The organism is Streptomyces durocortorensis, from assembly GCF_016901035.1.
Classification (GTDB): Bacteria; Actinomycetota; Actinomycetes; order Streptomycetales; family Streptomycetaceae; genus Streptomyces; species Streptomyces durocortorensis.
Map to the genome: position 1 here is coordinate 1 of NZ_JAFEUF010000240.1, position 10,099 is coordinate 10,099.

General features: G+C 67.8%; 10 protein-coding genes and 1 pseudogene. 5 read left to right on the forward strand and 6 right to left on the reverse strand.

Annotated elements, in window-relative coordinates:
* Positions 1–1,077 precede the first annotated feature (1,077 nt).
* Entirely contained in the window at positions 1,078–1,701 is a 624-nt protein-coding gene (locus tag JS521_RS29635) for a hypothetical protein (RefSeq protein WP_205086015.1), read from the forward strand.
* Between the two features lie 50 nt (positions 1,702–1,751).
* Complete coding sequence (locus JS521_RS29640; protein ID WP_205086016.1) at positions 1,752–2,171, forward strand: helix-turn-helix domain-containing protein; 420 nt, start codon at positions 1,752–1,754, stop codon at positions 2,169–2,171.
* Between the two features lie 819 nt (positions 2,172–2,990).
* On the opposite strand, the gene JS521_RS29645 is transcribed toward JS521_RS29640, so the two are convergent.
* A complete protein-coding gene (locus JS521_RS29645) occupies positions 2,991–3,149 on the reverse strand; it encodes a hypothetical protein (protein ID WP_205086017.1) in 159 nt (52 codons plus the stop codon).
* Between the two features lie 24 nt (positions 3,150–3,173).
* Between JS521_RS29645 and JS521_RS29650 the strand changes: the two genes are divergently transcribed.
* The 3 genes and pseudogenes from JS521_RS29650 to JS521_RS29660 form a co-directional block, all read left to right on the forward strand.
* A complete protein-coding gene (locus tag JS521_RS29650) occupies positions 3,174–3,365 on the forward strand; it encodes a hypothetical protein (protein ID WP_205086018.1) in 192 nt (63 codons plus the stop codon).
* A 419-nt stretch (positions 3,366–3,784) separates the two neighbouring features.
* On the forward strand, positions 3,785–4,339 hold the full coding sequence (locus JS521_RS29655) for an RNA polymerase sigma factor (protein ID WP_205086019.1): 555 nt from the start codon (positions 3,785–3,787) through the stop codon (positions 4,337–4,339).
* Positions 4,340–4,374: 35 nt separating this feature from the next.
* Positions 4,375–5,613, forward strand: a pseudogene (locus tag JS521_RS29660) (PP2C family protein-serine/threonine phosphatase); the annotation flags it as partial.
* Between the two features lie 335 nt (positions 5,614–5,948).
* Here the strand turns inward: JS521_RS29660 and JS521_RS29665 are convergent.
* The 5 genes from JS521_RS29665 to tap form a co-directional block, all read right to left on the reverse strand.
* A complete protein-coding gene (locus JS521_RS29665) occupies positions 5,949–6,209 on the reverse strand; it encodes a hypothetical protein (protein WP_205086020.1) in 261 nt (86 codons plus the stop codon).
* On the reverse strand, positions 6,206–6,517 hold the full coding sequence (locus tag JS521_RS29670) for a DUF6247 family protein (protein ID WP_205086024.1): 312 nt from the start codon (positions 6,515–6,517) through the stop codon (positions 6,206–6,208). Before JS521_RS29670 ends, JS521_RS29665 begins: the two co-directional genes overlap by 4 nt.
* A gap of 86 nt (positions 6,518–6,603) precedes the next feature.
* The gene (locus JS521_RS29675; protein WP_205086021.1) at positions 6,604–7,728 is read right to left on the reverse strand and encodes a hypothetical protein; all 1,125 of its coding nucleotides are present in this window, start codon (positions 7,726–7,728) and stop codon (positions 6,604–6,606) included.
* 15 nt (positions 7,729–7,743) lie between these two features.
* Positions 7,744–8,301, reverse strand: a complete 558-nt coding sequence (tpg, locus tag JS521_RS29680) for a telomere-protecting terminal protein Tpg (protein ID WP_205086022.1) — start codon at positions 8,299–8,301, stop codon at positions 7,744–7,746.
* 3 nt (positions 8,302–8,304) lie between these two features.
* A partial coding sequence (gene tap, locus JS521_RS29685) for a telomere-associated protein Tap (protein WP_205086023.1) occupies positions 8,305–10,099 on the reverse strand: 1,795 nt, incomplete at its 5' end.

A 10,099-nucleotide genomic window follows, 5' to 3' on the forward strand; every position in this document is an offset into this window, starting at 1 on the left:
GGATACGGGGCGGCAAGCCGCCCCGTAGAGCGCGAATTGCGCAAGCGCAATTCGAATTCCCCCGCAAGCGGGGGAATGGAATTCCGTAAACGGAATTCCGAACGGAATGCAATTCGCGCAAGCGCGAATTGAAGGCGACCGCGCAAGCGCGATCACCGAGGCTGCCTACGAGGAGAGGCGCATCACGCGCGGGACTGTGTAGGGCTTGGGAATTCCAGCCACCATCCCCGCCACGACTGTGACGGATCGTCGGGTCGCATGGGTGCCGGCCTCGCCGCGGTGACGGGTTCCGCTGCGCCCCACCCTGACCCCTCCCCCACTCCCGAGCTTGCCCGTTCACGTTCACCAATACCCCGCCAGCATACAGGCCGACCGGTCACTGTGGGGCGGAATCCGACGAGACTCCCCCCGAGGGAACGAACGCGCGGCGGGGATGCTGCATCACGTACCCAAGCTGTGTAGTGTTTGGGTCGCTGCAGCATCACCCCCGCCCCAGTCATAAACTACCGACTGAATTCATAATTGCGCGGACCAAAATAGCTTAGCCACGGGAAAGGACGCTCCGATATGGTATCGGTTTAATTCGATGTGCGGAGGTACCGGAGCCGATCGGCCGCCAGGCCGGACGGCGGAACCGCCCACCGGCACCAGCCACGCTTCCTTGGTCCTAATCGTCACGGCCGGTACCACCCGAGACTCAGAGCCGCTGCTGTCGCCTACGGTCCGCACCGGTCACCCACGAGGCGCCGCGCGACACGCCCGGCTTGCCCGCTGCTGCCCGCCTGTGGCCGATGCGTCGGCGGCCTCAGCTTGGGGTGGGTTGGCGTACTACAAACACCTAAGAGTGCGCACGCTCGAAAAGCGCTCTGAACTGGGCAAACGCCAATCGGTGTGTTCTAGATCTCCAGAACAAAGAGGGTCGGGTGTGTTCTGGAGATCTAGAACACACCTCGGGCGAGTCGCCGGGGCGCAGCGAGCTGTCCGGGACGGGGTTTGTTCTAGTCCTCTGAAACAAGACGGTTCCCCTAGTGGTACCGTTCGGCCCACAGCTCGATGATCTTCCTGGAGGACCTTCTGATGGAGCAGCTGCCAATCGTTCGGCCCGGCCAGCGTGTTGTCGCCCGGTCGGACGGCAAGGGCGGCATGGTCGTCAGCGTTGAGAAGATCAAGGGCCGTGAGTTCGCGGTCAGCGCGCAGCTGAAGGGGTACGTCCTGGATGCCCGGCTGCTGATGGACGTGCTGGGCAGCATGAAGATGCCGGGCAGCTGGTTCCAGGTGTGGTGCAAGCTCGTGGCCGCACAGGACCCGGGCTACCACGGTGTGGACCGGACGAAGGCGCCGCGCGGGTACGTCCGGATCAACCAGCGCGATCTCCAGCAGCTGTGCACCCTGTCCGCGGCCTCGGTCAGCGAGCCGTCGCAGTTCTTCCACCACATCGGCTGGATGCGTACCGCGAAGCCCGGCGTGCTCCAGCTGAACCCGTGGTTGACCGTGGCCGGCACCTCTGCCGAGCAGGAGCAGTGGCAGAAGGAGTGGAACGCCGCGAAGGGCCCGGCCTGCATCATCCCGTCCCCGGAGTACCCCGCTGAATGGCGCGCGGCGCGGGCGCAGGCGAAGAAGGAAGCCCAGACGGCCCGCCGTCGCGAGAAGGTCGTGGCGCTGCCGCGCCGACGCCAGGCGTTCCGTCAGGCGAGCGCGTGACGCGGCCGGGCATATCCTCAGAGGCAGACGAAACCGATCAGGAGGCCCTCGTGAGCACCACTTACGTACCTGGCCCCCCGTCCGACGAGCCCATCACGCTCACCCGCGACGCTCTGCGGATGCTCGCCCTCGTGGACATCTCTCTGACCGCCCGGCGTGTGCTCGATGTCCTCCTGGCCCTCCAGGACCCGGACAGCGGTGCCGTGGACATCAGCCAGGCCGAGATGGCCGCCGAACTTGGAGCAGGGAAGCCCGCGGTGAACCGCGGCTTCAAGGAGCTGCGGGAGGCCGGCCTAGCCTGGCTCCTGCGCCGCGGCTACTACCAGATCCACCCCGTCCTCACCGGCGGCCGGGTCGCCCGTACCGCCATGGCGGTGCCCGAGATCAACACGACGCCTGCAGAGGACTTCACCGAGCAGCGCCGGACTCGCTTCGCCGCCCAGGTCGCCAACCTCGCGCAAAGCGCCTGAGCAGCCCTCCAAAGCTCTTCCTGGCGCCATGGCGCCGCCACCCCAGGCTGCGGCGCCGTTCGCATGTCCGCGAGCCCGCACACCCGTCCCGGAAGGCGAGTGGCGGGCCAGAGTCGGTATCACTAGGGGAACCGTTTTGTTCTGGTTCTCCAGAACACGCGCCGCGACGTCCGGCGGTCAGGGGGCGTACATCGTTCCCCACGGGGGGAAAGCGCAGGTCAACAGGGCGTAGCGCGCCGGGACGGTATCACCAGGGGAACCGTCCTGTTCTGGTTCTCTAGAACACGCGCCGACTGTCCCACCGCGTGCGGTACATCGTTCCCCTGGAGGGGAAAGCCCCAGGTGGCAGGGCCAGCGAGCAGCACGGGTGCCGCGTTGTATGCAGCAGCCGCGCATAGATCTCGCGCATAACATCGCAGATCCGCGATCCACGGTTCCGTCGCCGTGGAGCAGCAAAGCGACCTGTTGCCATCTGAGGCTTGCAACAAGGGTCTCGGGCAGCGGGCAGCAGCTGGCCGTGCTGCATCGGCCGGGGCCGGCCTGCTACCTGTGCAGCACCCGTGTGCCGCCTGACCCATGCAAATGCTGCGCGGCCCGACGACCACCACCAGGACCACGAGCAGCACCCCCGCCAACCACGGCACCACCCCGCTACCCACCGAGCAGCCGCCCGCTCCACACCACCGCGAGCAGCACGGCCAGGAGCAGCGGCACCCCGTCGGCGCAGGCCCTCGCCTCACAGCTCACACACCTCACAGCACACCCCACCCATCTGGGGAAACGGCCTGTGTGCCACACAAGAACACCGGGGCGAGTGGCCTACAGGACGGTGCCGTACAGGGCGCGGCGGTCGCCGGACAAGGCGTAGCGGTGGGCCGCGAGGCCGTTCTCCAGGTCGTCGCCGATCTCCTCGCACAGCAGGGCCAGAACGTCGGTGGCCGCAGTGTCGGACAGGTAGGCCGGGCCGACTTCGAGCATCAGCTCCCCGAGCTGGTGGGTGGGGTGGGCGGCGAGGTCGTCGACGACGTGGCGCAGCTCTGTGAGCGCGGGATCCGCCGGCGGATCGGCGGGCGGCGGAGGCGGGGCGGTGCGGACGTCGCGGACACCTGGCGGACCACGGTGCGCACGGTGGACTCATCGAGCGCCGCCAGGCCGCTGTGGGCGAGTGCGACGAGTCGGCGGGTGATCAACTGAGTGACGGTGTCCGTACGGCTAGAGAGGGCGATCACGGCCCGCTGGAACAGGCCGCAGTCGAGTGCGGCCTACGAGATCGCCCTGTAAGCGTTTTTGCGGCTCCTCCACTCTCAATAGGTAGCTGGGGCGTTCCTGGCATCCGACGGAGGAGGGCGAGCAGACGATGCACACTGTATGGGCGTGGCTTCCTGCAGCGATCTGCTTGAGTGCCGCTGCTGTGGTGCGGGCGTATGCCTACCGGATCCGAGAGCGGGGCAAACGCAAGACCATCGCCGTTGTACTCCAACACCTGAACCAACAGGGAGGGTTCGCCCAAGCCGTCGACGAGGACGGCCTGTCATGGACCATGCGGGTACCCGGAGCACAGCACACTGGAAGCCCGGCAGACAGCCAAGTGCAGAGGGTGAGAAGCGCTGGGCATGGCGAGTGACAACATCGGGCCCGCCTTCGATCAGCTCTACCGGACGTTGTACCGGAGAATGCTCGCAAAGGGCATTGTGGTGTGCGGCGGTAACTCCGTAGTGGCTCAGGACGCGGTGCAGGAAGCCTTTATCCGGTGCTGGCGCCGTATGAAGGATGTTCACAGCCCACCTGTGGAGAACTGGCCTGCATGGCTTTCCACAGTCGTGGTGCGTGAATGCCTTGCAGCTCTGCGTCACCTGCCAAACACCCTGCCCTTGGAGGGCTGCGACTTCTCGTCCACCACACCAGATTTGGCAGCGCACCTGGATCTCAAGGACGCGTATCGTCGAGTATGTGCGGCAATCGCTCAGTTGAGTGAGCAACAACGTGCAGCTGTCGCCTTGTGCTGCATGGCGGATCTCGATGCCAATCGAGCGGGGGCAATTATGGGCATCGAGGCGGCAACAGTACGCGTTCACTTGAGCAGAGCGCGTAGAACGTTGGGCCCGCTGTGGGGAGAGTTTGATTCCTTGGGGGTCTTTGACGACCAGAGGGAAGGCGGGACACGATGAGTGACAGGTCGAACCACCTCACGATCCGGCAACGCCTGACCGGTCGACCGCGGCGCGTACGCACCGGCGACGACGACAATGCGCGCCTGCGCGACACGGTCAGTAGTACCGAGGATGCCATCCATCACGCACTCGGACCGGTCGTAGATGTCGAGCAGTCACTGGCGGCCTTTAAGCAGCGTGTGGAGCAGGACCCTTCCCCGGCTGACGGCGAGACATCGTCCAATACCTCTATCCTCGACCGTATCCCGGCTCTCGTCGCCCTTGTTTACGGGCCAGAGCACCGTCTCACTTACGTCAACGACGCCTACGTGAGGGCCTTCGGAGTGCGCCCTCTGGGCGAGCCTGCCTACGAGGTGCTACCTGAGCTGAACGAACTGGGCTTGCTCGACCTTTTCGACCAGGTCCTGCGTAGCGGCAAGCCTCGTACGCTCAAGTCCCGCAAAGCACTCGACGGCCGGTCTTACACCGCCACGTGCACCCCGGTGACTGACGGCGACGGGGTGATGGTTTTCGCGACCGACGTCACCGACCACGTTGAAGCAGCCGAACGCCTCCGCGCAAGCGAACGCCGCCAACGTGAAACAGCCGTAACCCTGCAGCGGTCCTTGCTTCCCCAGGCGTTGGCAGAGCCGGATGACTTGCGCATCGCCGCTATGTACCAACCGGGCGGCACGGAGGCCGCGGTTGGCGGCGACTGGTACGACGTGATCCCCCTCGGCGGCAGCCGCACGGCCATGGTCATCGGCGACGTTACGGGCCGCGGAGTACGGGCGGCAGCGGTCATGGGCCAACTCCGAACAGCGGTCAGGGCGTACGCCCGGCTGGACCTGCCCCCTCACGAGGTGCTGCAACTCCTGGACACCCTGCTCACGGAGATCGACGCCGACCAGATTGCCACCTGCATGTATGCCGTCCACGACTCCAACGAGGGCCGCCTGTTCTTCGCCTCGGCCGGCCACCTGCCCATCCTGATCCGTGACGGAATCGGTTCGGTCCTGCGTGCCGATGAACCTCAGGGGCCACCCTTGGGCACGGGTGGCTGGATGCACACGTCCGGCTCGATCAGCCTCGCCCCTGGCTCCACAGCGGTCCTCTATACCAATGGCCTGGTCGAGCGCCGCAACGAGGACGTGGACATGGGAATCGCATCCCTGATGCGGGCACTGGAGGGCGTGGCAACAGGCAGCCCACCGGTGGTCTGCGACCGGCTGCTCCGTTCGGCAGACGCCACCGTGAATAGTGACGACGATGTGGCCATCCTGGTCTTCCAGAGCACGCGCACGGACAGAACCCGATAAGCCTCGTCACCGTTGACATCCCTCAGACGGTCCAGATCAGCGTGCTGCATACGACTCAATCGTTTCGAGGAGGTCGCTCCCGTTCACGGCGCACTCAGCCCACCAAGAGCGCGTGGACGAGGAAAAGCGCGATCCCCAGGAAGTCCGCCCCAGATGACGCGTCCGACCCATGAGAGCGACACAGCCCGAGTCGTGCAGCACGACCTGGAGAGGTTGCTGCTGGGGTTCCGCTCGCTGGTCAGCCAGCAGGCACCCGGCAACTGGGAGCACATGGGTGACTACGACTTGTGTGGCGTTGTCACCGGGGGCTATCCGAGCCAGACGATGTTCAGCACGGTCAGCCGGCGCAGCGGCCGGTTGATCCAATAGGTGAGGGAAAGCGGGCCGACGGACGCGTAGCGCACGTCCTCGCCCTCGAGGTCCTGCGCGTTCCACTGCCGGAACCCCCACGGGTCTGCTGCGGCGGCGCTCAGGACGTCCCACACGGTGTCTTCGATGTGCTCGGGCAGGGTGTCGAGGACCTTCGCGGCGGGTGCGGAGAAGCGGACCGCGTACGGCTGTCCGCTCACCGGCGCTTTCGCCTTCCCCGGAGCTCCGCCATGTCGATGGCGTCGATGTCGTCGTAGCCAGAGGCGACGAATGCGTCGACGGCCGGGGCGTGGGCGAGGCGGCCCTGCCAGTCCTGGAGGACCGCGTACAGCCCGCCCAGGGAGAAGGTCCGGCGGGACTCCTCCAGAGCGGCCGCCCACTCCTGCTCGAAGGCCGGCACCCACTGCGCGGCGCGCCGGTCGGCGCGCAGTTGGCGGAGCAGTTCGGCCGGTGCCCCGGGCGCGGGGGCGTACGGGGTGAGGGGGGCGTGGTCGGGCTGCGCGCTCATCTGGTCCTCCCGGCGGGTCGTCACCTCACCGTACGCGCACCGGTAGTTCATGGTGGTGGGCATGGCAGAGATCCTCCCGATGGGAGTCAGGGCTGACCGTCTTCGGGGCTCTGGCCCCGCACGAGGTAGGGCGCAAGGTCGGAGAGGGAGGCGTACCAGTAGACCTCGGAGCGCTTCTTCATGAACGTGTTGAGGGCGTCGACCGGAACCCGGTATGCGGCGCGCGGGCGTCCCGTGGCAGTAGTGGTGACCTGCCCGTCGGCGGCGTAGACGTGGTGGGTGGTGATGTCCTCGCTCTCGATGTGCAGGAGCAGGATGTCGTCGACGAGATCGGGGTTGTAGCTGCCGCTCTTGGGCCCGCCGAACCCGATGCCGTCAGGTTTGTGATGCCAGGCGCGCTTCACATCGACACGGCGCCCGTTGCCCCTGACGTCCCAGCCGCGGGCGTTGGACGCGCCGCGCCAGAAGGCATCGTCCGCGTCCGCGCCGACGATGCCGGCACCAGCCAACTCGGCCAGGAACCACAGCATGGCGCCGAGACCGACCCGCTGGCCCTCCCAGGTCCAAGGCCCGCCGTAGTAGTGGTCGACGTCGCAAGAGTCCTGGTCAGCGCGGCTGCCAGTTGTCTCTAGGCCCGCGCTGAGTGCGGTGGCAAGAGCCTGGGCGTGCTCGCGCAGCGGCAGGTCCTGCCTGTCCCAGGTCGCGGCCACGTAGTTGAGGAGTTCGGCCGTGGCCCGTTCCGAGTCGCTCGGGTCGCTGGAGAGCAGCCGGTCGGCGGCGTAGGCGATGTCCTCGGCCGGGACGCCGTGCTCCTGGTCGCGGTCGGGGTGGTACGCGGCGGTCAGGGTGAGGGTGTACTCGTTGCCAGTGCGGGTGAACGCGGTGATCGCGTCGAGGTTGGGCAGCCCGAAGGACGGCTGCTCCAGGACGGCGCGGATGAAATGCGGGTGGTTGCCGATCGCGGCCGCGACGGCGTCATGGGCGTACGCCACCCGCTCAGCATCGGGGTCCGGCTCAACGGCGGACAGGGACAGCTCGATGCCGATGCCGTCGGCGTCACGGAACCGGACGGTCTCGTCGCCGGGCGCGGCCGGGGCGACGAAGGTGATGTGCGGGCTGCGACGCAACGCGTCGGCGATACGGACAGCGTCGTGATCAGCGTCGAGCAGCGGGCTCTTGTCACGGGCGATGGACGGTAATGGCGTGGTCATGCTTCGCTCCCCATTTCAGTAGTCCAGATCGAGGTAATCGATGTCGTTGATTTCCACGTCCGACAGTCCCATAGCGCGACCGCCACCGTCCTGGAAATACACGTCCTTAAATCCTTCGGCGATGATTTCACGCATCTGCTGGTCGCTGGCCCCGGTGTCGCGGGCGTCGAAGAGGCGCTGCGCGTACGCGGCCGGGAGCTTCACGGTGAGGCGCCGGAAGCGGCCGTCGTCGGTCGATCCGGCGGACGAGGTGTAGCCGAACCGGGCCCGGGTCTCCACCGTGATCCCACCAGATGCGGCGGCCTGCTTCTGCCGGCGCTTGCGCACCATGGGCTGCCACCGCTGGCGTACGGCGTCGTCGATCTTCGCGGCGACGTCGGCGCGGGCGTGTTTGCGGGCGCCGCGCCGGTAGCGGTTGACGGAGTCAGCGGTGACGCCGAGCTCCTGGGCGACGGCCTTGGCGCTGCCCATCTGCTTGAGCAGGTAGCCGATCTGGCCCTTGAGCGTCTTCGGCGGCTCGCGGGTGAAGCTCTCCCGGTCGGCCCGCTCGATGGCGTCCTCGATCTCCCCCACGTCTTACTTCCCTTCGTCCAGGACGGCGTCGTGGCCGTCACCCTTGATGTGGCGGGCCGGGTTGAGGCCCTTTTCCATCAGGTCGACCGCCCACGCCATCTCCTGGACGCCCTCCAGCTTCGCCAGGCCCGGGGTGGGCCCCAGGCGGAAGGCTCCGGGCTGCGGCTTGCCGGAGGCCGCGTAGGGCAGGAAGTCCAGCGGGCTGGCGCTGGGGGCCGGGTAGACGACGCAGTCCGACAGCACGGCCAGCGGGAACATGCCGGTCATCTTCGCCATGTTCGCGAGCTTGCGGTGCATGTTGACCCGGGCCTTGCTGATGACGGCGGCCCGGATGTCGGGGCGCCACGTCGGGCGCATCATGGCCGGCCACGGCTCGCCGTCCTTGTGGCCCTTGCCCTGCGGGTTCTCGAACAGCTTCCCGATGCCGCCCTTGATGGTGCCCTTGATCGCGGCGAGCACGGCGGTCAGCACCGGGTCCACGTCCTTGTGGTTCTCCATCGCGGCGAGGAACTGGGCGTCGGTGAGGTCCTTGGTGACGCCCATGTCGGCGAGGGTGTCGACGTAGGCGGCCTTGAGCCGGTCGTGCCACGGGTCCAGGTACGCCCCGGTCTCGCGCCGCAGGTACGCCTCCAGCGGTTCGACGTTGTAGCCGAGCTCCTGGGCGTAGGCAACGGTGTGCGTCTGGTACCAGGCCGGGCCCGTCGGGTGCTCGCCGTCCGGTGTGAACGGGGAGGGCAGGCGCTCGTCGATCTCCACGTGGGACAGGTCGATCAGCCAGGATCCGGGGATTTTCGGGTTGAACTTCGGGGCCACGAAGTGGTCGGGCTCCGAGAGGCCGACGTTGAGCCGGGCGGCGGCCGCGAGGAACGCCGTGTTGAGGTCGAGGCCCACCGCGTAGGGGAGCAGGCACTCCTCGTCGGACAGGGTGTCCACGGACCGCATCCACTGGAACGCTTCCTCCTTGAGGAAGCCGCCCTTCCAGCCGATGTTGAAGACGGCCGGGTGTTCGATCTGGCCTTCCGGCGGGGCCGGGTCCATCGGCTGCGTGCCGAGGCTGCCGGGGTTGTGGCCGGAGACCCAGTTGCCGGTCTCCTCGTCGCGCACCGGGCGGGTCGGCGGGCGCAGCGCGGTCATCAGCTCCAGGCCGGAGACGGCGGTGCTGCCGCGCGGGGTGGCCACCCGCTGGGCGTAGATGCCGAGGACCTGGGCGATGGCGGCGGGGTCCATGTCGGCGACGCCGGGCCAGGAGCGGGTGTCGAGGGCGTCCCAGGGCAGGATCGCGAGCTGCACGCACTGACGCTGGCCGCCGGTGGCCTTGCGGTAGATCCGGGCCCACGGGCCGAAGCCCCGCTGGGTGAGCTGCCACTTGGCCTTGATGATCTGCTTGACGACCGGGTGGTCCTCCTCCAGGCGCAGCCCGCGGCGGTCCTCCAGGCGCTCGGGCAGCCCGAGCTTCACCGCGGCCGCGGCGGTCAGGACGATCAGTGGGTCGGAGTCCTTGCCGTTGCGGTGGAGCTTCGGCGCACCGAGGCCGGCCTCGCGCAACGTCCACTCCACCAGCTCCACCACCGTGGTCGCCGGGCAGTCGAGCACGATGCCGTCAACGCCGTACGCGGAACCGTCACCGTCCAGCACGGCCAGCGGGCCATGCTGATAGGGCGCGGCGGCGATGTTCGGGATAACGCGCTTGCGTGCTGGGCGACGCGATGACGCGGCCGGACGGGCGGAACGCGTGGGCGTGGGCTGGGCGACCGGGGCCGGGGCGGCGGGTGGGCTGGCGGGCCATCGCCCGGGGGGC

Coding starts and splice junctions, on each gene's coding strand:
- JS521_RS29635 (WP_205086015.1), top strand. CDS start 1,078: ATGGAGCAGCTGCCAATCGTTCGGCCCGGCCAGCGTGTTGTCGCCCGG.
- JS521_RS29645 (WP_205086017.1), bottom strand. CDS start 3,149: ATGCTCGAAGTCGGCCCGGCCTACCTGTCCGACACTGCGGCCACCGAC.
- JS521_RS29655 (WP_205086019.1), top strand. CDS start 3,785: ATGGCGAGTGACAACATCGGGCCCGCCTTCGATCAGCTCTACCGGACG.
- JS521_RS29670 (WP_205086024.1), bottom strand. CDS start 6,517: ATGAGCGCGCAGCCCGACCACGCCCCCCTCACCCCGTACGCCCCCGCG.
- JS521_RS29675 (WP_205086021.1), bottom strand. CDS start 7,728: ATGACCACGCCATTACCGTCCATCGCCCGTGACAAGAGCCCGCTGCTC.